At 68.2% G+C, this 26,162-nt stretch carries 21 protein-coding genes; 11 read left to right on the top strand and 10 right to left on the bottom strand.

Features of this window, described 5'->3' with window-relative positions; genetic code table 11:
• Nucleotides 1-396: 396 nt before the first annotated feature.
• Nucleotides 397-2,136 (bottom strand): cytochrome c oxidase subunit I, encoded by a 1,740-nt coding sequence (gene ctaD, locus H0B43_RS15505; RefSeq protein ID WP_185727112.1) that lies wholly within the window; start codon nucleotides 2,134-2,136, stop codon nucleotides 397-399.
• Between the two features lie 158 nt (nucleotides 2,137-2,294).
• A complete protein-coding gene (leuA, locus tag H0B43_RS15500; protein WP_185727113.1) occupies nucleotides 2,295-4,103 on the bottom strand; it encodes a 2-isopropylmalate synthase in 1,809 nt (602 codons plus the stop codon).
• 203 nt (nucleotides 4,104-4,306) lie between these two features.
• On the opposite strand from leuA, the gene H0B43_RS15495 reads away from it, so the two are divergent.
• Nucleotides 4,307-5,329, top strand: a complete 1,023-nt coding sequence (locus H0B43_RS15495; protein WP_185727114.1) for a hypothetical protein — start codon at nucleotides 4,307-4,309, stop codon at nucleotides 5,327-5,329.
• 1 nt (nucleotide 5,330) lies between these two features.
• Complete coding sequence (locus H0B43_RS15490; RefSeq protein WP_185727115.1) at nucleotides 5,331-5,684, top strand: hypothetical protein; 354 nt, start codon at nucleotides 5,331-5,333, stop codon at nucleotides 5,682-5,684.
• Nucleotides 5,685-5,726: 42 nt separating this feature from the next.
• Here H0B43_RS15490 and H0B43_RS15485 read toward each other — a convergent pair whose 3' ends face one another.
• Nucleotides 5,727-6,692 carry a pirin family protein gene (locus tag H0B43_RS15485; protein ID WP_185727116.1) on the bottom strand — a complete coding sequence of 322 codons (966 nt, stop codon included), beginning with the start codon at nucleotides 6,690-6,692 and terminating at the stop codon, nucleotides 5,727-5,729.
• 135 nt (nucleotides 6,693-6,827) lie between these two features.
• Nucleotides 6,828-7,238: a DUF732 domain-containing protein gene (locus tag H0B43_RS15480; RefSeq protein ID WP_185727117.1), complete on the bottom strand. Its 411-nt coding sequence runs from the start codon at nucleotides 7,236-7,238 to the stop codon at nucleotides 6,828-6,830.
• A 275-nt stretch (nucleotides 7,239-7,513) separates the two neighbouring features.
• On the opposite strand from H0B43_RS15480, the gene H0B43_RS15475 reads away from it, so the two are divergent.
• The 7 genes from H0B43_RS15475 (at nucleotide 7,514) to H0B43_RS15445 (ending at nucleotide 16,026) form a co-directional block, all read left to right on the top strand.
• Entirely contained in the window at nucleotides 7,514-8,302 is a 789-nt protein-coding gene (locus tag H0B43_RS15475) for a putative protein N(5)-glutamine methyltransferase (RefSeq protein ID WP_185727118.1), read from the top strand.
• A 153-nt stretch (nucleotides 8,303-8,455) separates the two neighbouring features.
• Nucleotides 8,456-10,021 carry an FUSC family protein gene (locus H0B43_RS15470; RefSeq protein WP_185727119.1) on the top strand — a complete coding sequence of 522 codons (1,566 nt, stop codon included), beginning with the start codon at nucleotides 8,456-8,458 and terminating at the stop codon, nucleotides 10,019-10,021.
• Between the two features lie 37 nt (nucleotides 10,022-10,058).
• Nucleotides 10,059-12,026: a gamma-glutamyltransferase gene (gene ggt / locus H0B43_RS15465; RefSeq protein ID WP_185727120.1), complete on the top strand. Its 1,968-nt coding sequence runs from the start codon at nucleotides 10,059-10,061 to the stop codon at nucleotides 12,024-12,026.
• 45 nt (nucleotides 12,027-12,071) lie between these two features.
• Nucleotides 12,072-12,263: a hypothetical protein gene (locus H0B43_RS15460; RefSeq protein WP_185727121.1), complete on the top strand. Its 192-nt coding sequence runs from the start codon at nucleotides 12,072-12,074 to the stop codon at nucleotides 12,261-12,263.
• A gap of 9 nt (nucleotides 12,264-12,272) precedes the next feature.
• Nucleotides 12,273-14,657 (top strand): glutamate--cysteine ligase, encoded by a 2,385-nt coding sequence (locus tag H0B43_RS15455; protein ID WP_185727122.1) that lies wholly within the window; start codon nucleotides 12,273-12,275, stop codon nucleotides 14,655-14,657.
• 625 nt (nucleotides 14,658-15,282) lie between these two features.
• Nucleotides 15,283-15,582: a DUF4193 domain-containing protein gene (locus H0B43_RS15450; protein WP_005248611.1), complete on the top strand. Its 300-nt coding sequence runs from the start codon at nucleotides 15,283-15,285 to the stop codon at nucleotides 15,580-15,582.
• Nucleotides 15,583-15,591: 9 nt separating this feature from the next.
• A complete protein-coding gene (locus H0B43_RS15445; protein ID WP_185727123.1) occupies nucleotides 15,592-16,026 on the top strand; it encodes an SRPBCC family protein in 435 nt (144 codons plus the stop codon).
• A gap of 36 nt (nucleotides 16,027-16,062) precedes the next feature.
• On the opposite strand, the gene H0B43_RS15440 is transcribed toward H0B43_RS15445, so the two are convergent.
• Entirely contained in the window at nucleotides 16,063-16,971 is a 909-nt protein-coding gene (locus H0B43_RS15440) for a glycosyltransferase family 2 protein (RefSeq protein ID WP_185727124.1), read from the bottom strand.
• A 457-nt stretch (nucleotides 16,972-17,428) separates the two neighbouring features.
• Here H0B43_RS15440 and H0B43_RS15435 point away from each other — a divergent pair, with 457 nt between their 5' ends.
• Nucleotides 17,429-18,829, top strand: a complete 1,401-nt coding sequence (locus H0B43_RS15435; RefSeq protein WP_185727125.1) for a wax ester/triacylglycerol synthase family O-acyltransferase — start codon at nucleotides 17,429-17,431, stop codon at nucleotides 18,827-18,829.
• Between the two features lie 61 nt (nucleotides 18,830-18,890).
• On the opposite strand, the gene H0B43_RS15430 is transcribed toward H0B43_RS15435, so the two are convergent.
• The 4 genes from H0B43_RS15430 to H0B43_RS15415 form a co-directional block, all read right to left on the bottom strand.
• Nucleotides 18,891-20,714, bottom strand: coding sequence for an NAD(P)/FAD-dependent oxidoreductase (locus tag H0B43_RS15430; protein WP_185727126.1), 1,824 nt, complete (start codon nucleotides 20,712-20,714; stop codon nucleotides 18,891-18,893).
• An 86-nt stretch (nucleotides 20,715-20,800) separates the two neighbouring features.
• A complete protein-coding gene (locus tag H0B43_RS15425) occupies nucleotides 20,801-21,814 on the bottom strand; it encodes a crotonase/enoyl-CoA hydratase family protein (protein ID WP_185727127.1) in 1,014 nt (337 codons plus the stop codon).
• Nucleotides 21,811-23,448, bottom strand: a complete 1,638-nt coding sequence (locus tag H0B43_RS15420; protein WP_185727128.1) for an acyl-CoA dehydrogenase family protein — start codon at nucleotides 23,446-23,448, stop codon at nucleotides 21,811-21,813. Before H0B43_RS15420 ends, H0B43_RS15425 begins: the two co-directional genes overlap by 4 nt.
• On the bottom strand, nucleotides 23,445-24,056 hold the full coding sequence (locus tag H0B43_RS15415; RefSeq protein WP_185727129.1) for a TetR/AcrR family transcriptional regulator: 612 nt from the start codon (nucleotides 24,054-24,056) through the stop codon (nucleotides 23,445-23,447). Before H0B43_RS15415 ends, H0B43_RS15420 begins: the two co-directional genes overlap by 4 nt.
• Nucleotides 24,057-24,135: 79 nt before the next feature.
• Between H0B43_RS15415 and H0B43_RS15410 the strand changes: the two genes are divergently transcribed.
• The gene (locus H0B43_RS15410) at nucleotides 24,136-24,921 is read left to right on the top strand and encodes a crotonase/enoyl-CoA hydratase family protein (protein ID WP_185727130.1); all 786 of its coding nucleotides are present in this window, start codon (nucleotides 24,136-24,138) and stop codon (nucleotides 24,919-24,921) included.
• 21 nt (nucleotides 24,922-24,942) lie between these two features.
• Here the strand turns inward: H0B43_RS15410 and H0B43_RS15405 are convergent, their stop codons facing one another.
• Complete coding sequence (locus H0B43_RS15405) at nucleotides 24,943-26,082, bottom strand: alpha/beta fold hydrolase (RefSeq protein WP_252189783.1); 1,140 nt, start codon at nucleotides 26,080-26,082, stop codon at nucleotides 24,943-24,945.
• Nucleotides 26,083-26,162: the final 80 nt, after the last annotated feature.

Raw genomic sequence — 26,162 nt, 5'->3', positions numbered from 1 at the left:
AAAACTCATTGATCCGCAGAGTGTTTCGATGGCCAAGGCCATGTCCGCCGAGGACTGGGTGCCGCCTTCGCGGACACGTGCACCCCTGCACAACCCACTCGAACTAACACCAGGGGCGCCCCGAACGCGATCGTCGAACCTGCGTCATTGCAGGACCGATGCTCGGGGAATGCGAGCATAACGTCGAAAATTTGTACCCGCGCGTAACTTCCGCGAGGCCCCGATCGGCTTGTCAAGTCTTCAAGGACTTGCGTGTCGACCCTACGAGAGAGTAAGAAGGCTGAATTTCCGTCGAGCTGGGCGTCCGCCGACGAGGTGTCTGCAACCCGTTGTCACAGAGTCGCTTTCGTCCGGTTTGTCGAGATGTTCTCGGGGAAGCGAACTTTCACGCAGAAGTTACTGGCGGTTTACCTTCGGGTCCGCGGACGCCGGTTCGGTTGCGTGCGCCACCGCGCCCCGCACGCCCACGTGCGCTTCGCGGTGCATCCGGTCGACCATGTGCGGGTAGTGCAGTTCGAACGCCGGACGCTCGGAGCGGATGCGCGGCAACTCGGTGAAGTTGTGCCGCGGCGGCGGGCAGCTGGTTGCCCACTCGAGCGAGTTGCCGAAACCCCACGGGTCGTCCACCGTGACCACCTCGCCGTACCGGTAGCTCTTGAAGACGTTCCAGACGAACGGCACCGTCGACGCGCCCAGGACGAACGCGAACACCGTCGAGACCGAGTTGAGGACGGTGAACCCGTCCGAGGGCAGGTAGTCGGCGTAGCGACGGGGCATCCCCTCGGCGCCGAGCCAGTGCTGGACGAGGAACGTGCCGTGGAAACCGGTGAACGTGGTCCAGAAGTGCCACTTGCCGAGCCGTTCGTCCAGCATTCGCCCGGTCATCTTCGGGAACCAGAAGTAGATGCCGGCGTAGGTGGCGAACACGATCGTCCCGAACAGGACGTAGTGGAAGTGGGCGATCACGAAGTAGCTGTCCGTGACGTGGAAGTCCAGCGGCGGGCTCGCGAGGATGACGCCGGTGAGGCCGCCGAAGATGAATGTGATCAGGAAGCCGAGCGAGAACAGCATGGGCGTCTCGAACGTCAGCTGCCCCTTCCACATGGTGCCGATCCAGTTGAAGATCTTCACACCCGTCGGGACGGCGATCAGGAACGTCATGAACGAGAAGAACGGCAACAGGACCGCGCCGGTGGCGTACATGTGGTGCGCCCACACCGCGATCGACAGGGCCGCGATGGCGATCGTAGCGTAGACGAGACCGCTGTACCCGAACAGCGGCTTGCGGCTGAACACCGGGAAGATCTCCGACACGATGCCGAAGAACGGCAGCGCGACGATGTACACCTCCGGGTGGCCGAAGAACCAGAACAGATGCTGCCACAGCAACACACCACCCGTCGCCGGGTCGTAAAGGTTGGCGCCGAGGTGACGGTCGACGAACAGGCCCATCAGCGCTGCAGTGAGGATGGGGAACGCCACCAGGATGAGGATGCTGGTGATGAAGATGTTCCACGTGAAGATCGGCATCCGGAACATGATCATGCCCGGGGCGCGCAGGCAGATGACGGTGGTGATCATGTTGACGCCGCCGAGGATGGTGCCGAGACCGGACAGTGCCAGCCCCATGATCCAGAGGTCGGCGCCGACACCCGGCGAATGCAATGTGCTCGTCAGCGGCGAGTACGCCGTCCAGCCGAAGTCCGCGGCGCCACCCGGCGTGATGAACCCGGCGATCGCGATGGTGCCGCCGAACAGGAACGCCCAGTAGCTGAACGCGTTGAGGCGGGGAAACGCCACGTCGGGGGCGCCGATCTGCAGCGGCAGGATGTAGTTGGCGAACCCGAACACGATCGGCGTCGCATACAGCAGCAGCATGATCGTGCCGTGCATCGTGAACAACTGGTTGTACTGCTCGTTCGACAGGAATTGCAGCCCCGGGACCGCGAGTTCGCCGCGGATCAGCAGGGCCATCAAGCCACCGGCCATGAAGAACGCGAACGACGTGATCAGGTACAGAATGCCCAGGTCCTTGGGGTCCGTCGTCGTGATCATCTTGTAGAAGAAGCCACCCTTGCGGCGGCGCCGGGCCGGATACGGACGGACCGGGAGATGCTGTGGAATTGCCAGATTCACGACGCCCCCCGAAGGGTCCGAGGCGGTTCGGGTCCGGTGTGGACTCCGTTACCAGGGTAGTCACCCGGAGCCGGAGAAGGAGCCTTTTTCCGGGCCGGATACGACGCTGCCGCAGGTGCGCGGGGTGCGCGCCTGCGGCAGCGGGGGAGCGAGAGCGGTCAGTGCGCCCGGTTGACCGCCGAGACGACGGCGCGCAGCGACGCGGTGGTGATCGACGTCGCGATGCCGACACCCCAGACCACGGTGTTCCGTCCGTCGGGAGCGGTCACGGCGCACTCGACGTAAGCGGCCGCCTGGGCATCGTCGCCGGCCGACATGGCGTGCTCGGAGTAGTCGAGCACACGCACGTCGAAGTCGATCGTCGCGAGGGCGTCGACGAACGCGGCGAGCGGGCCGTTACCCGAACCCGAGATCTCGTGCTCCTTGCCGTTCACCTTCACCGTCGCGGTGATGGAGTCGGTGCCGCCGTCCTCCTCGGCCGCCGTGACCTTCTGCTTCATCCGCTCGAGCGGAGTGATCGGCGCCAGGTACTCCTCGTGGAAGACGTCCCACATCTCCTTGGGCGACACCTCGCCGCCCTCGCCGTCCGTGATCCGCTGGACGGCCTGCGAGAACTCGATCTGCAGGCGGCGCGGCAGCACCAGCCCGTGATCGGCCTTCATGATGTACGCGACGCCGCCCTTGCCGGACTGCGAGTTGACGCGGATGACGGCCTCGTACGTGCGGCCCACGTCCTTCGGGTCGATCGGCAGGTACGGAACCGCCCACAGGATGTCGTCGACGTCGGCGTCCTGGGAGTCGGCGTCGAACTTCATCGCGTCGAGGCCCTTGTTGATCGCGTCCTGGTGGCTGCCGGAGAACGCGGTGTACACGAGGTCGCCGCCGTACGGGTGACGCTCGTGGACGGGCAGCTGGTTGCAGTACTCGACGGTGCGGCGGATCTCGTCGATGTTGGAGAAGTCGATCTGCGGGTCGACGCCCCGGGTGAACATGTTGAGCCCGAGCGTGACCAGGCACACGTTGCCGGTGCGCTCACCGTTGCCGAACAGGCAGCCCTCGATGCGGTCGGCGCCGGCCTGGTAGCCGAGTTCGGCTGCGGCCACGCCCGTGCCGCGGTCGTTGTGGGGGTGCAGCGACAGGATGACCGAGTCGCGACGCGCCAGGTTGCGGTGCATCCACTCGATGGAGTCGGCGTACACGTTCGGCGTCGCCATCTCGACGGTGGCGGGCAGGTTGAGGATCACCGGGTTCTGCGGCGTCGGCTGCAGCACCTCCGTGACGGCGTCGCACACCTCCTTGGCGTACTCCAGTTCGGTGCCCGTGTACGACTCGGGGGAGTACTCCCAGCGCCACTGCGTGTCCGGGTACTTCTTCGCCTCTTCGAGGGCCAGGGTCGCCGCGTCGGTCGCGATCTTCTTGATTACGTCGCGCTCGGCCTTGAACACCACCCGGCGCTGCAGGATGGACGTCGAATTGTAGAAGTGGACGATCACCTTGTTGGCGCCCTCGCAGGCCTCGAACGTGCGCTTGATCAGCTCCGGCCGGGACTGCGTCAGCACCTGGATGGTGACGTCGTCGGGGATCGCTCCGTCTTCGATGATCTCGCGGACGAAGTCGAAGTCCGTCTGACTCGCGGACGGGAACCCGACCTCGATCTCCTTGTAGCCCATCCGCACCAGCAGTTCGAACATGCGGCGCTTGCGGGCGGGGCTCATCGGGTCGATCAGCGCCTGATTGCCGTCGCGGAGGTCGACGGCGCACCACTGCGGGGCGCGGTCGATGACCTTGTCGGGCCACGTGCGATCCGGCAGCGACACCGGCTCCACTTCCTCGGAGAAGGAGCGGTAGCGGAACGTCGGCATCGACGAATTCTTCTGCGTGTTCCATTCCGGCTGATCGGAGGGAGCAGGCTTGGAAGGCGGCGTGATGGTGCGCGTTCCGGAGGTAAAGGCGTCAGCGGGGGACATGGGATTGATCTCCAGGTTCGATGTGGACTTTCTGAGTCCAACGGCTGTGTCGACCGGCGCACGAAAAACCCCGCGACGGGAAGCCAGTCTGGATCAGACCCCGTCGCGGCAACCAAGGAGGAGTGCGCGCTGCATACTCAGCACTGTACTCCGGGCGTCGTCGTTCGCGTGCCGGGGTTCGAAGTACGAGTGAGGAGAGACCGGTGGGCCGCAGCGCGACGGTGGTATCTCCGCTGGTCATCGCCCTTTTTGTGGTACTCCTGGTGGCGTGTTCCGGCACGGTCGAGGGGTCGCCGGGCGTCGTCGGAGTCGGTGAGCCGATCTACGGCAGGCCGGTCAGCGAACACACCCGGGCGGAACTGGCCGTCGCCGCCGCGGCCCGCGGGATCGCGCCGTGCGGGCTGCTCGACGAGGATCTGGTGGGGTCGTTCGGACAGGTCACCGCCTTCGGGCTCGTCGGCGACCTCTCGACGTGCCACGCCGAGTTGGTGCCTCCGCGTGGCACCCCCGCCAACCCCGTCTGGGTGGAGGTGACGGTGGGCGAGCGCGAACCCACCGAGCGCACCGGAGCCGGGACGGCGACGGACGGCATCGAGGTGCGGCCCGCGGTCGGCGCGCTCCCGGGGACGTGCACCCTCTACTTCTCGCTGCCCACGGTGCCGGGACCGCAGGTCGGTGTCGCGGCGCGCTGGGGCCATGTGTCGTATCTCGACGGGGCGGGCGGGACGGGTGATTCCGCCGCCGGCGACGACTGCGCCGAGGCGCGCACGGTGCTCGGATCCGTGACGGACCGACTGCGTTCCCCGGCCCGAACAGGCTCGGATATCCCTCTCGCGCAGCAGGATCCGTGCCGCGTGGTCGAGAAGATGTCCGAGCGGGGCATCGAGACGTTCGCGCCGGGCAGCCGCCCCTACGAATGCCTGCTGACACTCCGAGGCGGCACCGACGCGTCCGTGCAACTGGCGTTGTCGCCGGAACCGCCACGCATCGGCGGACCCGAGGCGGTCGAACTCGACGGCAAGCCGTTCACCTTCTTCCGGGACGCGCTCTCGTGCCACTACTACTTCTATCCGGGTGCCGTGTTCGACACCAACCTGCCGTCGAGCCCGGTCGGTGAACGGGACAAACGCAGCAATCGGCTCACGGCGTCGGTCGCGGCGTCCGCGCCCAGCTGCGGCGACGCGGAAACCCTGGTGCTCGCGTCGGCCGAGATGTTCGACTACTGACATGAACACACAGGTCGATGTCGCCCGGGCCTACCTGGACGCGTTGCTCAGCCACGACGGAAACGCGGTGCCCATCGAACCGCGGGCGGTCCGGTACGAGGTGGGCCTGAAGACGGCATTCTCCGGAAATCACCTGCGCCGAAGCCTGTCCGGCGGCCCCCAGTACCGGCTGATCCGGGCGATCCGCGACTGCGTGTGGTCGGTCGACGGCGACGACGTCACCGCCGACTACCTCCTCGATGCCGGACTGTTCGGCCGCACCCTCGTCACGGTCCGGGTTGTCGAGACGTTCCGGATTCCCCCGGACGATCTGCGAATCCACCGCATCGACGCGAGAATCCACCTCCGCACGTGAGTGGCACTGTGTGCTCCGGCACGCATTGCCACTCACCTGGCGTCAGCTCAGCGTTTCGTGCGCCGCGGGAACGGAACCCAACCGCCCGGCCTGGAAGTCCTCGAACGCCTGCATCACCTCGGCCCGGGTGTTCATGACGAACGGTCCGGCCATCGCGACTGGCTCCCGGATCGGCTTGCCGCCGAGGACGAATACCTCGAACGACTCGGTCCGCGAGTCCTGGGTGTCGGCCGCGGCGATCGTCAGGGTGTCGCCGCGCCCGTAGACCGCGGTCTGGCCCATCCGGATCGGCCTGCGCTCCGGGCCGACGAGTCCCTCGCCCGCGAGAACGTAAGCGAGCGCGTTGAATTCGGGGTTCCACGGCAGCTTCAGGCTCGCGCCCGGCGCGACCGTCGCGTGGACGAGACTGATCGGCGTGTACGTGGACCCGGGACCATGGTGGCCGTCGACGTCACCGGCGATCACGCGAACGAGAGCGCCGCCGTCCGCCGACGACAGCAGGGCCACCTTCTGCCCCGTGATGTCCTGGTAGCGGGGCGCGGCCATCTTGTTGTCGCGCGGCAGGTTGACCCACAGTTGGACGCCGTGGAACAGGCCGCCGCTCAGCACCAGGTGCTCGGGCGGGGTCTCGATGTGCAGGATGCCGCCACCCGCGGTCATCCACTGCGTGTCGCCGCCGCCGATGGTCCCGCCGCCGCCGTTGGAATCCTGGTGTTCCATGATCCCGTCGATCATGTAGGTGACGGTCTCGAAGCCGCGGTGCGGATGCCACGGCGTGCCCTTGGGTTCGCCGGGTGCGTAGTCGACCTCACCCATCTGGTCCATGTGGATGAACGGGTCGAGGGCGGACAGGTCGATGCCGGCGAACGCGCGGCGCACCGGGAAGCCCTCGCCCTCGTATCCGACCGGTGCTGTGGTGAGCGACCGGATCGGGCGGTCGACGGCGCCGGGGGCAGGTGCGTCGATACGCGGCAGGGCAAGGATGTTGTCGACCGTCACGGCAGGCATGGGGTGTCTCCTCGTACTCAGGTAATTGATTCTTCAACTACTTCATGGTGTGTAACACCCGCTCGGGAAATAAATTCCCGTGCGCCTTTTTGGTAGCGGCAGCAACCAGAAAGGCGCACGGGCGCGAAGCGCCTACTAGTTGAGGACGTTCTCGTGATCGGGGCAGTACCGGGTGATCGCGCCGATGATGTACGGGTAGACGCCGTCGTTGGTGAGCATCGGCACCCACTCCTCACGCACCTGGTCGAGGGTCTTGCCCGCGTCGAGCGCAGTGCAGATCTCGCCGGCCTGATGCACCGCCAGGTCGTCGTCGGTGACGGTCTGGCCGTTCGCGCGCAGGTAGGTCAGGTAGTCGGCGGCGGTCTGCGGGTCGTCGGCGACGGCGAACACGCGGCTTCCGGGGGCCGTCGCAGCGGTGGTCCGCGCCGCCACGGAGGCGGAAGCGGAGGTCGTCTCGGATGCTGCGGTGTCGGTGTCGCCACCGCACGCGGTGAGGATCGCCGCGGAGCAGACGGTGAGGGCGGTCAGAGCAAGGGTGCGGCGCATGGGGCGTGAGATTCCTTTCGAGGCCTGTGACGGCGACGATCGTATCGTCCGCGCGGCCGCGGGTCCCGGCGGCGAGCAACCGGGGGTGACCCGGTAATTCCGCTGCCCGGCGGCGGTGGGTGCCGGTAGTGTGGCCAGTCCGAGCAGGATCCCAATCGAGGAGGTGAGACCCGTGTCCGTTCGTCCAGGTCGGGTGCTCTCACTCCGCGACCGCGCGGTCTTACCGACATAAGGTGACCGGGAGAGCGCCCATCGGCATTCCGAAAGGCTCTCCCATGTCAGTGTCTCTGTCACCGTCCCTCGAATTCGTCCTCGTCACGAGGCTGCGCGCCGCCGGTTGTGTGTTCGCCGAGGACGAGGCCCGGTTGATCGTCTCGGCCGCCCGGACGTCGGACGAACTTTCCTCGATGCTGGACCGTCGCGTCGCCGGCGTGCCCCTCGAGCACGTCCTCGGCTGGGCCGAGTTCTGCGGGCTGCGGATCGAGGTGGATCCGCGGGTGTTCGTGCCCCGCCGCCGCACCGCGTTCCTCGTCGAGCAGGCCGCCGCCCTCGCGCCGCCGAACGCTGTCGTGGTCGACCTGTGCTGCGGTTCGGGGGCGGTCGGGGCCGCGCTGGCCGACGCCCTCGATCGGATGGAGTTGTATGCGGTCGACATCGACCCCGTCGCCGTTCGGTGCGCACGGCGCAACGTTCCGGACCCCGGCCGGGTCTTCGAGGGCGATCTGTACGCGCCGTTGCCGACCTCGTTGACGGGACGCGTCGACATCCTGGTCGCCAACGCGCCGTACGTCCCCACCGAGGCGATCCGGTTGATGCCGCCGGAGGCGCGGCTCCACGAACCGCGGGTCTCGCTCGACGGCGGCACGGACGGCCTCGACATCCAGCGCCGGGTGACCGCCGGGGCGCGGAGTTGGCTCGCGCCCGGCGGGCATCTCCTCATCGAGACCAGCGAGAGGCAGGCGCCGCGCACCGCCGCGGCATTCGCGGATGCGGGGTTGACGACCCGGGTCGAGAGTTCGGACGAGATGGGCGCCACCGTCGTCGTCGGCACCAACCCCAGGTGAGTGGCAAAGCGTCACGGAGCACTCGTTGCCACTCACGTGGGCAGGACGTGAGATGCACCTCATCGCCTGTCTGGAGGGACCCGCCCCCTCGTATTCTGTGTGCTCGTGTCGGTAGGTGCGCAGGATCGAGGAACCGGGTCGCGGGACCCCGGTGTGCCGATCCCTGCGCCGGCCCCGGCACGATCGTTGCTTCTCGGGGTGCCCCGGCAGGGGCGCCGGTGGCCGGGTGTGGTGCGTGCCGGGGTGGCCGTCGCGTTGCCGGCGCTCGCCGGAGTCGCGCTCGGACATCCGGCGGTCGCCGCGACCGCGACGTTGGGTGCGTTCGCCGTCGTCTACGGCGAGGGCCGTGCCTACCGGGTGCGGTGGCGTGTGGTGTCGATCGCGGCCGCGGTGATGGTGCTGCTGGCCGGTGTGGGCGCCGCGGTCGGCGCTTTCGTGCACGACGCGACAGCGGCGGGCGGCTCCGCGCTGTGGTGGATGGCGCTGGTCCTGGCGATGACCGTCGTCGTCGCGGTCTGTGCTTTCGTCGTCGACGGACTGCGACTCGGGGCGCCGGGTGCCTTCCTTCCCCTGCTCACCGTGGAGATCTCGTCCGCGCTGCCCGCGCTCGGTGTCGCCGTGACGGAGGTGCTGGCCTGGTCGGCGGTGGGGGCGGCGTCGGCGTTGATCGTGTCGATGGCGGGTGCGGTGGTGCGTCCGCGCACCCCCGAGCGTGTCGCTGTCGGGACCGCGGTCGCTGCCGTCGACGCCGCGCTCTCCGGCACGCGGTCGCCGACGGCCCGCCGGGACGCGGTGCGGTCGCTGCACGCCGCGTGGCAGTGCCTCCACGACGCCGCCCTCGTCGGCCGTGACCACCCGCTGACTCGCTCGTTGCGGTCGGCGCATCTGCGCTTCGCGGCCGCAGTGACCGGCCGCGAATCCGATCACGCCTCGCCTGTCGACGACCTCCGACCGCAGGTGCCGCTGGCGCGGTCGTCCATCCGCTACCGGCTCGCGCGGGCGGCCCATCTGCGGGGGCGGTCCTGGACCATCGTCGCGCGACTGCTGGTTGCGTGCCCGGCGGCCGGTCTCCTGGCGCTGGGGCTGGGTGTCGGACGGCCCGACTGGGCGGTGATCACCGCGGCGATGATCCTGCATCAGGGTCCGGACCGTGTGCTCGGAACGTATCGCGGGCTGCACCGGTTCGTCGGAACGGTGCTCGGTCTGGTTCTCTTCGCGGCGCTGGCGTCGCTCGATCTGTCGGCGGCCGCGCTGGTGCTCGTCGTGGCGGTTCTGATGGCGGGGATCGAGGCGTTCCTCGTCCGCAACTACGGGCTGGCGATGATGTTCATCACCCCGCTCGCTCTCGTGCTCGGCGGCCTCGGGACCCACGTCGACCTCATGGTCGTCACCCGGGACCGGCTTCTCGAAACCGTGCTCGGCGTGGCGGTGGCGATTGCGGTGCTGTGGGCAGTGCTTCCGGGTTCGTACCGCCGGATCCTGCGGGACGCGGACGAACAGGTCGCCACCGCGATCGGGCGGATCGGCGACGCCCGCGACCCGGTTGCCGTCGCCGAACTCGGCCGCGATCTGGAGTTCGATCTGCACGCGTCCACGACGGCCGCGATCATCGCCGCCCACACCGATCCGGTCTGGACCCGCACCCGCTGGCCCGAGCACCACCACCTTCACGAACTGGGCTACCGAATCCTCACCCGGCACTTCGGACCTCGTCTTTAGCCGGTATTCGCCGGATCCCCGCTGTTAGGGTTCATCGATGGGTCCTGTGACGGGTATCGGAACAGCAATTCGGGCCTCGTTGGCCGCCGCCCTGTGCGTCGGCATGCTGGCCGCGTGCGCGTCGGACGAGGAGCCGCAGAGCGACCCCGCGGCCACGTGCGCGGACGTTCCCAACGGCACCCCGATCACCGCGGCGCCGCCGCCGGGTCCGGCGCCGGCCACCCAGAATCTCGCGACCAACCCCGAGATCGCGACGGTGTACCGCTCCGGGATGACGCCCGTCGATACGGCGTCGTACGCGGTGTCGACGGCCAACCCGGTGTCGACGCAGGCCGCGTGCGAGGTGCTGCGGGACGGGGGAACGGCCGCGGACGCGCTGATCGTGGCCCAGACGGTGCTCGGTCTCGTCGAACCGCAGTCCTCCGGGATCGGCGGCGGGGCGTTCCTGCTGTACTACGACGCCGGGCAGGACAGTGTCGAGGCGTACGACGGGCGCGAGGTCGCGCCGATGGCGGCGACGGAGAACTACCTGCGCTGGATCAGCGACACCGACCGCACCGAGCCCAGGCCCGACGCCCGCGCGAGCGGACGGTCCATCGGAGTTCCGGGCGTGGTGCGGATGCTCGAGATGGCACACCGCGAACACGGACGGGACCAGTGGCGGGACCTGTTCGACCCGGCCATCGCAATCGCCGACCAGGGCCTGGAGATCAGCCCCCGGATGGCCGGGCAGATCGCCGAGTCCGCGCCCGACCTGGCCGTCGACGAGGCGTCGAAGGCGTACTTCCTCAATCCGGACGGCAGTCCGAAGCCGGCCGGGACCAAGCTGACGAACCCCGCCCTGGCCAAGACCCTCGGGGCGATCGCGGCGGGCGGCGCCGACGCCTTCTACACCGGTGCCATTGCCCAGGGCATCGTCGATGCGACGGCCACGGCGACGGGCGGTCGCACCCCCGGCCAGATGACCCTCGACGACCTCGCCGCGTACCAGGCGAAGAAGCGGACACCGCTGTGCACGCCGTACCGGGACCACGAGATCTGCGGCATGCCGAACCCCTCGTCCGGTGGCACGGCGGTCGCGGCGACGCTGGGCATCCTGTCGCACTTCGACCTGTCGCAGTACGGTCCGGCGAACCTCGACGACAACGGCGGAAAGCCGACGGCGGAGGCAGTCCATCTCATCTCGGAGGCGGAGCGCCTGGCGTACGCAGACCGGGACAAATACGTTGCGGACTCGGATTTCGTTCCGATGCCCGGCAATTCCGTCGACACGCTGCTGAACGAGGACTACCTGAAGCAGCGGGCCGCCCTCATCGACCCTGGCAAGAGCATGGGCACCGCGCAACCCGGCAACTTCGGGCCCGTTCCGCTGGGCGTGCAACCGCAGGACAAGGAACACGGCACCAGCCACATCTCGATCGCCGACAAGTACGGCAACGTGGCGTCGATGACGACGACGGTGGAATCGGCGTTCGGGTCGTTCCACATGACGGACGGCTTCGTGCTCAACAATCAGCTCACCGACTTCTCGGCTCAGCCGGTCGGACCGGACGGCGCACCGCTCGCGAACCGGGTCGAACCGGGTAAGCGTCCGCGGAGTTCGATGGCGCCGACGCTCGTCTTCGACCGCGGCAGCGACGGTTCGCGCGGAGACGTCCAGTACGTGACGGGTTCCCCGGGCGGTTCGGTGATCATCCAGTTCGTCGTGAAAACGCTCGTGGGAATGCTGGATTGGGGTCTGAACCCGCAGCAGGCCGTGTCGGCGGTCGACTTCGGGGCAGCGAACACCCCGGTCACCGGTGTCGGCGGTGAGCATCCGAACATCGATGCGGTCGACGACGGTGCCGGCGACCCGCTGGTCGCGCAACTCCGGGCGATGGGACACCAGGTGTCGGTCGCCCCGCAGTCCAGTGGGCTCAGTGCGCTGCAGCGCCGGGACTCGGGGTGGGTCGGCGGCGCGGACCCGCGACGGGAGGGCGCCGTGATGGGTGACGGCACGGGATAGCCGGTTCGATGATTCAGACCCCGGCGGGCGGGGAACCCGACGACCATGGCGAAATATCGAGTGATCGATCCGCAGGGCAGCGTCGTCGACACGAAGGAGATTCCGAGCGCCGGCGACGCGCACGCGTGGTTCGTCGACGTCCGCGCAGATAATTCCGAACTCGGCTGGCGGATGGAGGTCGACGAGGACGGCACCTGGGCGTTCTTCGACGACACCGAGGGTGCCACGGAGCGATAGAGACGCATCGTGCACGCCAGCGGCCCACGCAAAGTGGGTGTCGAGGAGGAATTCCACCTCATCGATCTGAAGACCCGGCGCCTGACCACCCGCGCGCCGGAGTTGCTGGCACGACTTCCCGACGACGCGTACGTCGACGAACTGCAGCAGTGCGTCGTCGAAGTGAACAGTGGCGCGTACACCGACCTCGGCGAGTTGCGCGGCGACCTGGACAAGCACCGGGCGCTGCTCATCGCCGCGGCGGAGGGGATCGGCATCGGCGTGGCGGCGGCGGGCTCGATGCCGTTGGCCCTGCCCGCCGAAATGCACGTGACCGGGTCGCGGCGTTACCGGCGCATGCTCGCGGACTATCAGATGCTCGCCCGGGAACAGCTGATCTGCGGCACCCAGTTTCACGTCGACCTGCCCGATCGCGACGACGCCGTGCAGGTCGCCCACCGGGTGGCCCCGTACATGCCCGTGCTGCTGGCGCTGAGCGCGAGTTCCCCGTTCCGGTCGGACGGCACGGACACCGGCTACGCCAGCGCGAGGACGCTGCTGTGGTTGCGCTGGCCGAGCACGGGACCGGCCGCGCCCGTCGCCACGGCCGCCGAGTACGACGCCCTGATCGACGCCCTCGTCGCAAGCGGAGTGATCAGCGATCCCGGCATGGCCTATTTCGACGTCCGTCCGTCGGTGAAACTGCCGACTCTCGAACTGCGGGTGTGCGACAGCTGTCCCCGACTCGACACGGTCGTGCTCATCGCCGCGCTGTTCCGCGCGCTCGTGGAGCGCGAGGTGGCGGGGCTGCACGCCGGGACGAAGGGGATTGACGTCGTGCCGACGCTGACCCGTGCGGCGCTGTGGCGGGCCGCTCGGTCGGGCCTGGAGTCGGACCTCGTCGACATGACGGTTCCGCGGGCGCGGCCGGCGTCGGAACTCGTGGACGACTTCGTGAACTCGCTGCGTCCTCAACTCGAGGAGTCGGGCGACTGGAACAATGTGGTGGCGCTGACCGCGGACGCGACGGCCCACGGGAGTTCCGCAGCCCGGCAACGTCACGCGCTCGGGCGCCGCGGTCGGCTCACGGACGTGGTCGATCTGCTGCTCGCGGAGACGGCGGGCCGCACCGAGCACCTCCCCGAGGTGGAGCCACCGCGGGCGCCGATTGCGCCCGGCCCGACGTCGACCGGCGCCGGGCGGACCCGGCGGTATTGGAGCGCCCGGCTCTGGGACCGCGGCGGCACCGCCGACATGACGTGGACGGAGTCGACGGAACTCGACGAGAAGAAGCTGATCGAGTGGCGCCGCGACCTGCACGCGCATCCGGAACTGTCGTTCGAGGAACGCCGCACCACGAAGGTGGTGCGGGACCACCTCGTCGGTCTCGGCCTCGAACCTGTCCTGTTACCCGGCGGAACCGGTCTGTGGTGCGACCTCGGGCCGGAGACGGGCGATCGTGTCGCGCTACGTGCCGACCTCGACGCGCTGCCGGTCGCCGAGACGACCGGCCTGCCGTTCGAGTCGACGGTCCCCAGCGTGTCGCATGCGTGCGGCCACGACGCCCACACGACGATGCTGATGGGGGCGGCATCCGTGCTCGTGAAATACCCGCCGCCGTCCCCGGTCCGACTGATCTTCCAGCCCGCGGAGGAGACCACACCGGGCGGCTCCGTCGACACGATCGCCGCCGGCGCACTCGACGGGGTCTCGAAAATCTTTGCGCTGCACTGCGACCCGCACCTCGAGGTCGGCAAGCTCTCGACCCGGACGGGGCCGATCACGTCGTCCAACGATTCCGTCACGGTGCGGTTGTGGTCGGCGGGCGGACACACCGCTCGACCGCACCTGACCGGCGATCTTATCCACGCCGCCGCGGTCCTGGTGACGGGACTCGCGTCGGTCCTCGACCGCCGCGTCGACGCCCGCACCGCGACCGTCCTGACCTGGGGCAAGGTGGCCGCCGGGCAGGTCGCGAATTCGGTACCCGAGTCGGGCGAGCTGGTCGGCACGCTGCGCAGCGCCTCCCGCGAGACGTGGGCCTCGCTCGAACCGCTGGTCACGGAGACGATCTGCCACCTGCTCGCCCCGTACGACGTGCGGTACGAGCTGTCCTATCTGCAGGGCGTCCCGCCCGTCGTCAACGATCCCGACTGCACCGCGGACCTGCGGGAAGCGATCGAATCGGTGGTCGGATTCGATCATCTGGACGAGGCCCAGCAGTCCAGCGGAGGCGAGGATTTCGCGTGGTACCTCGAGCGGGTTCCGGGTGCGATGGCGCGGCTCGGGGTGTGGAACGGAACCGGACCCCGTCAGGAACTGCACCAGCCGGGGTTCGATCTCGACGAGCGCGCCCTGATTCACGGGGTCCGGACCCTCGTCGCGCTCACCCGGCTCGAAGACCAGTCGAAGTGAGTGTGCGTCAGGCGAGTCTGCCGGAGGCGTCGAGTGTGTCCCGGGCCCCCTCTGCGGGTCGTTCGGGACTGCGGTCGTGCCCGTCTCGTGTCTGACCCCCGCCAGGTCGAGCCGGCACGCACAGTCAGGAACTCGAGACGGTCGTGCGTTCGCTTCAACGTACCGTAGGTGAGCCTAACCTACCGGGAAGGGTTCGAACTGCGCATTTGCGGCGGAAACGGAGGTGTCGGGTCGGGAATCGGTGGCGTGGGCGGCTGAGGCGGTCCAGGCGGCCCCGGCTGAGGTCCGGGCTCGGGAGGTGCGGGTTCGGGGCCGGGCTCGGGCGGAAACGGGTGGGGCGGCGTCGGCGTCGGCGGCACAGGTGGAGGACCCGGCTCCGGCGGCACAGGCTCCGGATTCGGCGAGGGATTGCCGGGCTCGTCGTGGGCACTCGCCATCAACTGACCACCTTCCGATCGGGTGATTATCGGGTGATTGAGGCGTACCCGGAACGGGCATCCCGCAATCACCGGGCGAGTCGCCGTCACTCGGGAACAAAATGCGGGATCGATGCGTTGTCTAGCAACCATGCCCCGCAAGTGGAGATTTTCACTACACGGGGAACATGAGCCAAAGGGAGGAAGTCATGGCAACCGACTACGACGCACCACGGGTTACCGTCGACGACGAACTCGCCGCGGACTCGCTCGAAGAATTGAAGACACGGAGGAACGACTCGCAGTCGTCCGTCGTCGACGTCGAGGAGACCGACACGGCGGAGTCCTTCGAACTGCCCGGCGCCGACCTGTCCGGTGAGGAACTCACGGTCCGCGTCGTTCCGAAGAGGGCCGACGAATTCACTTGCAGCAGTTGCTTCTTGGTCCATCATCGGTCGCGCCTCGCGTCCGAAGAGGGCGGACAGCTGATCTGCCGCGACTGCGCATAGGAGGCCGGAGTGGCCGAAGTCCGTCGAACGTTCACCGTCGCCGCACCGCTCGAGAAGGTCGTCGCGTACCTACGGGACTTCGCGAACACCACCGCCTGGGATCCCGGGACCGAACGGTGCGAGCAGACCACCCCCGGTCCGGTGGCGGTGGGCACGGAATGGCACAACGTGTCCTCGTTCTTCGGGCGGACCACCGAACTCACCTATCGCATGACCCGCGACGACCCCGATCACGTCGTGTTCGAGGGGCGCAACAAGAGGGCCGCCACGTCGGACGACTTGGCCTTCCAAAAAGTAGACGACAACTCGACGTCGATCACCTACCGCGCCCGGCTCCGGTTCACCGGCCTGGCGCGATTCGCCGACCCCGTCGCGCGCCTGGCATTCGAGGTACTGGCGGCCAAGACCGTCAAGCAGTTGACCGGGGTCCTCGAGGCGAGGTGAGCAAGGCGAACGCCCTCACGCTTCGACCTGTGCGGATCAGGGAATGATCCGGTCTTCGTGATCCGAGAAGATGCGTCGCACACTGTATTTGCGGGTAACAGGGTCGAAACTGCGGGTGGGGATCCAGAAGATGAAATACATCGTCCGAACCAGCCACACGCCGATCCACGAGACGCGCGCCTGCTTCGTCAGCCCGTGGGCGCGCAGCGTACGGGGAAGCGATGCGGTGTACTCGAAGTACGACTTGCGAGACGACAGCATCCGCCGGCCGGACACCTGCACCTTCATGCCGGGCAGCATCGCGATCTTGATCCCCGCACCATGGAGCGAAAGCGAGATGTCGGAGTCTTCCCAGATACCGCGGCCCTCGTGTAGTGCGGGCAGGATGGTTTCCCATGCGGTCTTGCGCACCGCCATGTTCGCGCCGTACACGCCGCGAGCTTCTTGGATGCCGGCGTCCTTCTTCGTGTCGGATGCCACGCGAACCATGAATCGCTGGACGCCCTGCAGGGGCATGTCATATTGCTCGAACGGACCGAGTGCGGCCCCGAATCCCGCGTCGGCGGTGGCGAAGAATTCGCGGATCGCCTGCGCCCAGCCGGGCTGCACGATGGTATCGGCGTCGATGCGCGCGACGATCGGTGTCTTCGCCGCCGCGATGCCCGCGTTGCGGGCGGGGATCAGACCGGGCAGTTCCTCGGTGATGATGCGGATCTTGCCTGCGGCTTCGTGGGCCTGGGCCACGGCCACGGTGTCGTCGGTGCAGTTGTTGTCGACCACGATGATCTCGTCGATCTGGTCGGCCTGCGCGACGAGCGCGTCGAGCGCTCGGCCGATGGTGGCCTCTTCGTTGTAGGCCGGTATGACCACGGTCAGCATTGGCGCGGTGGGGTGTGCGGTCGGCCGGGGGGCCGACTGCTCCCCGGGGGCGGAGGGCTGCGTCATCGCGCTCGATCCTTTGGTGTAGAGGTAGGAGCCTGTGATTTCCCTGAGAATCTTCACATACTTTCCAGTTTGTTACAGTGCGGAGGGGGTGCTCGGCGGACTCGAACAGCGATGTGCGAGGCGGAGGTGGTGACGAAATTCGCGGCGATGGTCCGCCCGCGAGGGTGCGGTATCGGGCGAGCGCTCGCCAGCTCGAATTATGTTACCCGCGAGTAATTTACAAGTATGTCCCGTTCTGTTCGCGTGGCTGTCCGCCGGTGTCACCCACGAGTTTCGCGAACCTGGGCAATCGGTGGTCTGCCGCCGACACTGGTCGCTTGTTCAATCACTATTCGCTCGCGGATCGGCGAACGTCGTCGCGAGGGACTCGCGCTTTCGGTGGCTCTTGTGCTAGCGCTCGTCGGACGCGCGGCCCCGAGTCGATCGATCGTCGTCCAACCAGAAGGAGCCCGAAGAAGTGAAGCTGTACCCCCGCGACGCCGCATGGGTGTATCTGGAGCAGGCGAACACCCCGCTGCTCAGCATCGCGATGTACGTCTTCGACACGTCGACGGATCCACGAGGTGCGATGACGTCGGCCGAGGTCAGGGCGTTCGTGGCGGAACGAGTGCAGGCGGTCGACGTGTTCACACGCCGGCTGCGACGGGTTCCTCTCGACCTCGACCACCCGAGCTGGGTCCCGGACCACGACTTCGACATCGACAACCATCTCGAGGTCATCGATGCGCGCGGCGGAGGGTGGGGCGAGTTCCGTCGCATCGCCTCGGAGTTCGTCGGCAGCGGGCTGGATCTGCAGCGTCCGCCCTGGGAGATGAGGGTCGTCACCGGGTTGACTGACATCGACGGTGCCGCGGAGGTGTCCGCAGTGCTGCTGAAGTTCCACCACGCGGTAGGCGACGGCGCGGTCACCCTGGACATGACCCGCCGACTCTTCTCCGGTCGGGTGGAGCGACAGCCGGGGACGGGGCCGCAGAAGCCTGTCGGCCCGCGATCGGTCATGCAGGCGCTTCCGACCGTTTCCCGGCAGCTGCGGACGTTCGTGCGAGGCATCCGGCACGTCTCGACCGCGGGCAAGGAAGTGAAGGCCGCGGTCGACAGTGGGGCCGTGCGGGTGCCGCCGCGGATGCGGCCGGCCACCCGGTTCAACGGGAGCGTGAGCCCGGAGCGGACGTTCGATGCCGCGTCGTTCCTGCTGGACGACGCCCGGGCGATCCGGTCCGCCGCCGGAGATGTGACCGTCAACGACTTGGCCTTGACGCTGGTGGCCGGCGCCCTTCGCGACTACCTGCGGGAGATCGGCGAAGAACCCGAACAGTCGCTGGGAGCGAAAGTTCCCATGTCGATCCGGTCGCTCGGACACCTGGAGTCGGCGAACCAGCTCACGGTCCTGCAGGTCGACCTCCACACCGACATCGCCGACCCCGTGGAGCGTCTTCGGGCGATCCACGCCTCCGCAGCCGCGGAGCGGGACCGCAAACAGCGCGCCGAGGTGCTGCGTTCCGAGTCGCTGGTCGACGTGACTCCGGGTTTCATCGTGCGGCCGATCAGCTGGATCGCATCCCGGCTACCGTCCCCGTCCTCGTCCGTTCCGTACTTCAACGTGGGGACGACCAACGTCGCACGCGGTGGCGAAGACCTGTGGTTGCGGGACGCGCAGGCGGTGTCGACGTACGGTGCCGCGGCACTGTCGGAGCGGCAGGGTCTGACGCACGCGGTCCATTCGCTCGGCAACTCCCTGACCATCTCGGTGCTCGCGGATCCGAACATGATGGACGACCCCGAGCACTACGTGGCGCTCATCCGGGCGCAGTTCGATTCCCTGGCGGCCGCAGTCGGCGCGTCGACGTCGGCCGGGTGAACCGGAGCACGGCAGCGGCGCCCCCGCACGATGGGGGGCGCCGCTGCCGTGCCGGTACCGATCAGCTGAGGTGATGCACCTCCTGCAACCCGTAGACCGGCGTCGGGATCTCCTCGTGCCGGGCCTTGAGCTGCAGGGCGAGGTACAGCGAGTAGTGCCGCGACTGGTGCAGATTGCCGCCGTGGAACCACAGGGCTTCCTGCTGGGTGGGCTTCCACATGTTCCGTTGCTCGCCCTCCCAGGGGCCGGGATCCTTGGTGGTGTCGGAGCCGAGGCCCCAGCACTTGCCGACCTTGTCGGCCACGTCCTGACCCATGAGATCGGCCGCCCAGCCGTTCATCGAGCCGTAGCCCGTCGCGTAGACGACCAGGTCGGCGGGCAGTTCCGTGCCGTCGGTGAGTACCACCGCGTCCTCGGTCAGCCGATCGACCTGTCCGGACACGAGGTGGATGCTGCCGTCGGCGACGAGCTCGGACGCGCCGACGTCGATGTAGTAGCCCGAACCGCGGCGCAGGTACTTCATGAACAGACCAGACCCGTCGTCACCGAAATCGAGCTTGAACCCGGCCTTTTCGAGCCGATCGTAGAAGTCCCGGTCTCGTTCGGCGATCTTTTGATAAACCGGGATCTGAAATTCGTGCATGATCTTGTACGGCAGCGACGCGAACGTGAGATCCGCCTTCTCCGTCGTCATGCCCGCCGCGAGGGCGCGCTCCGAGTAGAGGTCGCCGAGGCCGAGATCCATCAGGGAATCCGACTTCACGATGTGCGTGGACGACCGCTGCAGCATCGTCACGTCGGCACCGGTCTCGAACAGCGCCTTGCAGATGTCGTGCGCGGAGTTGTTGGCCCCGACGACGACGACGCGCTTGCCCGCATACGCGTCCGGACCGGGGTGCCGGCTCGAATGGTGCTGCTCGCCCTTGAAGACGTCCTGGCCCGGGAACGTGGGAACATTCGGTTTGCCCGACATGCCCGTCGCGAGCACCAACTGCTTCGGGTGCAACACCACGTCCTCGCCGTCTCGATCGAGGACGACGGTCCACTCCTTCGTGTCGTCGTCGAACGTCGCGGACGTGCAGGTGGTGGACGACCAGTACGGAATTTCCATCACCTTGGTGTACATCTCGAGCCAGTCGCCGATCTTGTCCTTCGGCGCGAACACCGGCCAGTTGTCGGGGAACGGCATGTAGGGCAGGTGGTCGTACCAGACCGGGTCGTGCAGGCACAGCGACTTGTACCGATTGCGCCACTGGTCGCCGGGCCGCTCGTTCTTGTCGACGACGATGGCGGGGACCCCGAGTTGACGCAGCCGCGCCCCGAGGGCGATACCGCCCTGACCTCCACCGATCACGAGCACGTACGGCTGTTGGGTGTAACCGAGTTCTTTCTCCTCGATCTCGCGCTTCTCCGCCCAGCTGAGGGTGTCGCCGCCGGAGCCGTGGACGGCGCCCTTGACCCGGTTCCGTCCCCGGCGTTCCTCGTGGCCCTTCAACTCCTGCATGGTGGTGAGGAAAGTCCAGGCCTCGTCGCCCTTCAGGCGCAGATGCCCCTTGCCGCGGCCCGTCGCCGTCTCGAATTCGATCCACGCGGACGTGACGCCGTCGGCCTCGTCGGGGGTCTCGCTGGTGCGGAAGTTCGCGGGATCGGTGTCCTCCAGCCGTGCGTGCAGCATTGCGGCGACCGCGTCCCGGCCCTCGACTGTCTTGAGGTTCCAGGTGAACGCCACCAGATCCCGCCAGAAACCGTCGACCGCGAACATCCCCGCTGCGCGGTCGATGTCACGCGAGGCGAGTGCGCCTTCGAAATTCGCCAACCACAGGTCGACCCGCTCCTGAGGCGTCGAGGACGTCTGCAGCGTGGGCGGCTGGACGGTCTGTGTCATGAGCCTCTCCTTCGTTGTCGTTGTGACTCACAGCACACCCCTCCTCGCGGTCGGTAACAAGCGTTGCATCGTGTTGCAATCCCCCCTCACGGGTGCTTGTGGTCGCCGAACGGTTCGTCGCGTTCCCGGACGGCCTCACGGAATCCGGCGGTGGCCGAGCGCAGTTGGAACGCATACCCTTCGCGGGTGTGCCGGGAGACGCCGTCGAAGACGGTGCTGACCATGGCCGAGTTGGTGACGCCCTGGGTGAGCAGCGCGCTGTTGAGGGCGAGTTTGACCATCATCAGCTGGTTGATCGGCATTTGCGCGATCCGTCCGACGAGGTGCTCCGTCCGCTCGTCGAGTTCGTCGACGGGCGCGGATTCCACCGCGAGTCCCCATTCAGCCGCCTGCCGGCCCGTGATGCAGTCACCGGTGAGGAGCAACCGCTTCGCCCGCTGGTCGCCGAGGCGATGCGCCCACATGCCGGCTGCAGGAACACCCCACACCCGGGTCGGGGGATAACCGATCTTCGTGTCGTCCGCGGCGATGATCTGGTCGCAGTACAGCGCGATGTCGGTGCCGCCGGCCACACAGAAACCGTGGATCTTCGCGACCGTCGGCTTGTTCGCGTGGAGCAGACTCGCGAAGCCGCGGTTGAACCGGCTCATCATCGCGTAGTCGGCCATCGGATCCCAGTTGCCGAACGGATTGTGGTTGCGCGCCTGGACCACCGGGTCGAGGACGGTTCCCGCCGTACGGTCCGGTGCCTCGCCGGGAGCGCCGCCGTGTTCGGCGAAGACATTCAGGTCGTATCCGCCGCAGAATCCCTTCCCGCGTCCCGACACCAGGATGACGTGGACGCGGGGGTCGAGGTCGGCGCGTTCGACGGCGTCGGCGATCTCGAAGGGCGTGTCGCCGGTGATCGCGTTGCCGTGTTCCGGTCGATCGAATGTGATTCGGGCGATCCGGCCGGTCACCTCGTAGGTGAGGGTCCGGTACCCCGAGTTGTCGTCTCCGCGAGCCGGTGCACGATCCGCGAACAGGGAGTCGCCGCCCTCGTCCCAGCCGTCGCGCCACGCGGCCGGACGGGTGCCCGCGTGGTCGTCGTGGCCGGTCACGATCCCACCTTGGGTGTGGCGCGGTCGATGATGGCGGCGGTGTCGACGCCGGTCGGCAGTGTGCCGAACACGGTGCCCCAGTCGCCGGACAGCCTGCTGACGCAGAACGCGTCGGCCACCGCGGGGTGGCCGTGGCGGATCAGCAGCGAACCCTGGAGGGCGAGCGCCATGTCGCCGACGACGCGACGGGCCCGGTGCTGGAGCGTGTCGATGTCGCCGAATCCAGCTTTCAGGTCGGCGACCGCGGCGTCGAGTCGCGCGTCGACACCGGCGGTGGAATCGAGTTCGTCGAAGAACACCTGAAGTGTCTCCGGCTGTTTCGCGATCGCGCGCAGGGTGTCGAGGGCGGCGACGTTGCCGGAGCCCTCCCACACGGACAGCAGGGGAGCCTCCCGATACAGCCGCGGCATCCGCGACTCCTCCACGTACCCGTTGCCACCCAGACATTCCAGGGCCTCGGCGGCGTGGATCGGCCCGCGTTTGCACACGAAATATTTGCTGACCGCCAGCGTGATCCGCCGCAACGTGTTCGCGTGCTCGTCGCCCGCGGTCGCCCGGTCGGTGAGTGCGGCCAGCCACAGGGCGACGGTGGTGGAGGCCTCCGACTCGACGGCGAGGTCGGCGAGCACGTTCCGCATCAGCGGCTGATCCACAAGGTGGGCGCCGAACGCACTGCGGTGCACGGCGTGGTGGGCGGCCTGAGCCGTACCGACGCGCATGCCGGTGGCGGTGCCGAGGGTGCAGTCGAGGCGGGTCATGTTGACCATCTCGATGATGGTCGGAACGCCGCGACCTTCCTCGCCGACCAGCCAGGCCACCGACTCGTCGTACTCGACTTCGCTGCTGGCGTTGGAATGGTTGCCGAGTTTGTCCTTGAGGCGCTGCAGGTGCATCCGGTTGCGGGTGCCGTCCGGCAGCACCCGGGGCAGGAAGAAGCACGACAGCCCGCCCGGTGCCTGGGCCAGTACGAGGAACACGTCGGACATCGGCGCCGACGTGAACCACTTGTGCCCGGTGAGAAGGTAGCTGCCGTCGGACTGCGGAACGGCGCGGGTGGTGCCCGCGCGGACGTCGGAGCCGCCCTGCTTCTCCGTCATCGACATCCCGGCGATCAGGCCCGCCTTCGTCAGCGGCGGATGCAGCGCCGGGTCGTACACCCGCGCGGTGAGCAGGGGTTCGTACTGTTCCGCCAGTTCACGATTGTGCCGCAGGGCGGGGACGACGGCGTACGTCATCGAGATCGGACAGCCGTGGCCGGCGTCGACCTGGCCCCACACTGCCATCTTCGCGGCGCGGATCAGGTGGGCGTGCGGATTCGGGTCGGCCCACGGCGCGCCGTGCAGGCCCATCTCGACGGCGGTGGTCATCAGCAGGTGGTAGGCGGGGTCGTAGTCGACCTCGTCGATGCGGTTTCCGTAGCGGTCGTGGGTGCGGAGGACGGGCGGGTGCGCCTCGGCGAGGTCGCCCCAGCGCTGGGCCTCCGCGCTGCCCGCGAGGCGTCCGACGTCGTGCAGTTCCTCGAGCGCGTCGTGTGCGCCTTCGCGTTGCAGCGCTTCGAGGATCGGGGGGTAGTCGGACGCGTCGAAGTCGGTCAGCGGCGGCACCTGGTTGAAGACCTCGTGTGTGGCACTCATGTCGGACTCCCGAGAGATCGAAGGGTGAAGGTGAGCAGTGCGGGGATGATCGCGGCGTCGGCGGCGCCGCGCGCGAGGGGCAGAACGAGCGCTTCGCCGATGGCGCCGACGAGGCAGGCCGCGGTCACAGAGGCGTCCTGTTCCGGGATCTCCCCGGCCTCGACGGCGGCGGCGATCGCGACGGCGAGGGCGTCGCGGAACGATTCACGGAACAGCAGGCGTTCCGTGTCGACCTGTGGGTCGACGGGTTCGACGAGCAGCGCGTACGCCAATGTTGGTGCGCGCAACGCACGTTCGGCGAATGTGCGGACCGATGCGGTCACCGCCGCCACCCTGTCGCCTTCCGCGGTGAGGGCGCAGTTGCCGGATTCGACGGCCGCGCTCACCTCGCGGCTGCAGACGATGCGGAAGACCTCGGCGAACAGTTCACCCTTGTTCGCGAAGTGCCGGTAGACGGTGCCGGTCCCCACTCCCGCCTCGGCTGCGACAGCGGAGATCGAGCACCCGCCGTAGCCGTGGCGGGCGATCAGCCCGATCGCGGAATCGATGAGCGTGGTGCGGAGAGCGTCCAGTCGTTCCTGGACTGCGGGCGTGCGCCGATAGGCCATACCCAAGAAGTGAACACCGGTTCCGTTCTTCCGTCAAGAGTGCTACCGTCGCTCGTACCAGTGAGGAAAGGCGCACTCGATGACTTCCGACGTGGTACTCGTCCGCACCGACGGCCCGGTCACGACGATCAGCCTGAACCGGCCCGAGGTGCGCAACGCCGTCGACCGGCCCACCGCCGAGGCGCTCACCGCCGCATTCCGCGCATTCGACGCGGACGCCGACGCGTCCGTCGCCGTGCTCCACGGCGAGGGCGGAACATTCTGCGCCGGAGCCGATCTCAAGGCCATCGCGTCCGGCAACGGAAACCGGGTGGCTCCCGACGGCGACGCACCGATGGGCATCTCGCGGCTGCGGCTGTCCAAACCGGTGATCGCCGCGATCGACGGACACGCGGTGGCCGGCGGGCTCGAACTGGCGCTGTGGGCCGACCTGAGGGTCGCGGGTGACGACGCCGTCCTCGGAGTGTTCTGCCGCCGCTGGGGCGTACCCCTCATCGACGGCGGCACCGTCCGCCTGCCGCGGCTGATCGGGGAGAGTCGCGCGCTGGACCTCGTCCTCACCGGCCGGGCCGTCGACGCCGACGAAGCCCTGAGCATCGGGCTGATCAACCGGAAGGTCGCGGCGGGCGGCGCCCTCGCCGCGGCCCAGCAGCTCGCCGCCGAGATCGCCGACCTGCCCCAGGTGTGCATGCGGCAGGACCGGTTGTCGCTGCTCGAGCAGAGCGGGCTCACCGAGGATCAGGCGCTGCTCAACGAATTTCGGCACGGCGCGATCTCGCTGGCCAACGGAATGGTCGAGGGTGCCGCACGCTTCGCCGCCGGGGCCGGACGGCACGGGGATGCTGCACCCGCAAGTACTTGTTAACCGCGGGCGGTTGACAAGTACTCACGGGCGGCGGAGCTGTACGGGGCGGAGGAACGGCAGGATCCGGTCGGTGATCGCGTTGTTGTAGGCGACGGGCTGCTGGTTCGGGTTGGCGTGGCCGGTGCCGTCGAGTTTCGCGACGAGCAGTGTCCCGTCGGCGCCGCCGGACTGCTCGACGAGGATCTTCTGCGTGTAGTCGACGTCGACCACCGGGTCCTTCCATCCCGCGCGGGGGCGCACGAAGACGATTCCGGGCCGCGGTTTGTCGTCCGTCTCCACGGCCAGCGACTTCAGGTTGTCGATCGCGCCGGACGCGACGATGGTCTTGAACTGCGATTCGATCAGCCCGTTGCTCGCCACGTCGTGCGACAACACCTTCTCGGTGAGGACCTCGTCGAGGACGTCCCGGAACTCGGCGACGTCGATGTGCGGGTACCAATCCGACTCGGTGTCCAGGAACCGGCTCTGACGCGCCGCGGTCTCCACCACCAGGCGCATCGTCCTGCTCTCCCGGGCACCGGGCAGCCAGCCGATCCAGCGCAGCATGTCCTCGCCGCTGTCGCGGCTGCCTGCGCGGACGGCGTGCAGGTCGACGGGCGTGCAGTCCAGCACGACACCGAGGAGGTCGGCATCCGTGTCCTCGTAGATGTGCTGCGCGACCTCCAACGCGACGACGCCGCCCATGCTGTGGCCGGACAGGACGATGTTGTCGATGCCCTCCTCGGCGGCGCGGGTGGCGATGAGTTCGCTGATGACCTTGGTGTCGATGCCGCCGTTGTCGTACCGGACCGCCCACACCCGCCCGATGCGGTCGTACGCGGACAGCGTTCGAGCGGTCTCGGTGGCGTCCTTGTTGCCCAGCCCGACCAGGTCGACGACCGCGGTGTCGTGGTCGGCGGGGGAGTGCGCGTCGTACACCTCGGAGATCTGGGGCTGGGTCAGCGCGAGGCGTTCGCGTTCGGGTTGCACGTCGTGCACCCAGTACTGGCCGCCGGCCAGGAGCAGGGGAACGGTCCCGAGCGCGACTGCGGTGAGGAAGCGCCGGGTGCGACCGAATTTCTGCCAGTGGTGCCCGAGCCGCGTCGCGTGGAGACGCGCCTTGCGGCGGTCGTTGCTCCAGTCGGCCACGGTGGACGGATGGCGTGTCATTCTCTCCGACATCTACTCCGATGGTACGCGCGGGAGCCGAGTCGTCGAGTGGGGTGGAAGTGACGGCGCGTTACAGCAGTAGGACATTCGTG

The organism is Rhodococcus sp. 4CII (assembly GCF_014256275.1).
Lineage (GTDB): Bacteria > Actinomycetota > Actinomycetes > Mycobacteriales > Mycobacteriaceae > Rhodococcus_F > Rhodococcus_F wratislaviensis_A.
This window is presented reverse-complemented; position numbering and strand designations above follow the sequence as displayed.

Coding starts and splice junctions, on each gene's coding strand:
- leuA (WP_185727113.1), bottom strand. CDS start 4,103: ATGTCCCCCGCTGACGCCTTTACCTCCGGAACGCGCACCATCACGCCG.
- H0B43_RS15490 (WP_185727115.1), top strand. CDS start 5,331: ATGAACACACAGGTCGATGTCGCCCGGGCCTACCTGGACGCGTTGCTC.
- H0B43_RS15485 (WP_185727116.1), bottom strand. CDS start 6,692: ATGCCTGCCGTGACGGTCGACAACATCCTTGCCCTGCCGCGTATCGAC.
- H0B43_RS15480 (WP_185727117.1), bottom strand. CDS start 7,238: ATGCGCCGCACCCTTGCTCTGACCGCCCTCACCGTCTGCTCCGCGGCG.
- H0B43_RS15475 (WP_185727118.1), top strand. CDS start 7,514: ATGTCAGTGTCTCTGTCACCGTCCCTCGAATTCGTCCTCGTCACGAGG.
- ggt (WP_185727120.1), top strand. CDS start 10,059: ATGGGTCCTGTGACGGGTATCGGAACAGCAATTCGGGCCTCGTTGGCC.
- H0B43_RS15460 (WP_185727121.1), top strand. CDS start 12,072: ATGGCGAAATATCGAGTGATCGATCCGCAGGGCAGCGTCGTCGACACG.
- H0B43_RS15450 (WP_005248611.1), top strand. CDS start 15,283: ATGGCAACCGACTACGACGCACCACGGGTTACCGTCGACGACGAACTC.
- H0B43_RS15440 (WP_185727124.1), bottom strand. CDS start 16,971: ATGACGCAGCCCTCCGCCCCCGGGGAGCAGTCGGCCCCCCGGCCGACC.
- H0B43_RS15430 (WP_185727126.1), bottom strand. CDS start 20,714: ATGACACAGACCGTCCAGCCGCCCACGCTGCAGACGTCCTCGACGCCT.
- H0B43_RS15420 (WP_185727128.1), bottom strand. CDS start 23,448: ATGAGTGCCACACACGAGGTCTTCAACCAGGTGCCGCCGCTGACCGAC.
- H0B43_RS15415 (WP_185727129.1), bottom strand. CDS start 24,056: ATGGCCTATCGGCGCACGCCCGCAGTCCAGGAACGACTGGACGCTCTC.
- H0B43_RS15410 (WP_185727130.1), top strand. CDS start 24,136: ATGACTTCCGACGTGGTACTCGTCCGCACCGACGGCCCGGTCACGACG.
- H0B43_RS15405 (WP_252189783.1), bottom strand. CDS start 26,082: ATGTCGGAGAGAATGACACGCCATCCGTCCACCGTGGCCGACTGGAGC.